The organism is Bacillus cereus group sp. Bc031 (assembly GCF_027716265.1).
GTDB classification, from domain to species: Bacteria; Bacillota; Bacilli; order Bacillales; family Bacillaceae_G; genus Bacillus_A; species Bacillus_A paranthracis.
Window position 1 is genome coordinate 1 of the sequence record NZ_JAQFUL010000228.1, and the last position, 517, is coordinate 517.

Consider the following 517-nt stretch of genomic DNA (forward strand, 5'->3'; position numbering starts at 1 on the left):
GATCCGTGACAAAGTTGATGCTACTAAGCAGTACGACATCAACGAAGCTATCGCTCTGCTGAAAGAGCTGGCCACTGCTAAATTCGTAGAAAGCGTGGACGTTGCTGTTAACCTCGGCATCGATGCTCGTAAATCTGACCAGAACGTACGTGGTGCAACTGTACTGCCGCACGGTACTGGCCGTTCCGTTCGCGTAGCCGTATTTACCCAGGGTGCAAACGCTGAAGCTGCTAAAGCTGCAGGCGCTGAGCTGGTAGGTATGGAAGATCTGGCTGAACAGATCAAGAAAGGCGAAATGAACTTTGACGTTGTTATTGCTTCCCCGGATGCAATGCGCGTTGTTGGCCAGCTGGGTCAGGTTCTGGGTCCGCGCGGCCTGATGCCAAACCCGAAAGTGGGTACTGTAACGCCGAACGTTGCTGAAGCGGTTAAAAACGCTAAAGCTGGCCAGGTTCGTTACCGTAACGACAAAAACGGCATCATCCACACCACCATCGGTAAAGTGGACTTTGACGCT

Annotated in this window: 1 protein-coding gene; it reads left to right on the forward strand. The window is 52.4% G+C overall.

The features are described 5' to 3' along the window. A partial coding sequence (gene rplA / locus PDQ33_RS29025) for a 50S ribosomal protein L1 (RefSeq protein WP_333563979.1) occupies positions 1-517 on the forward strand: 517 nt, incomplete at both ends.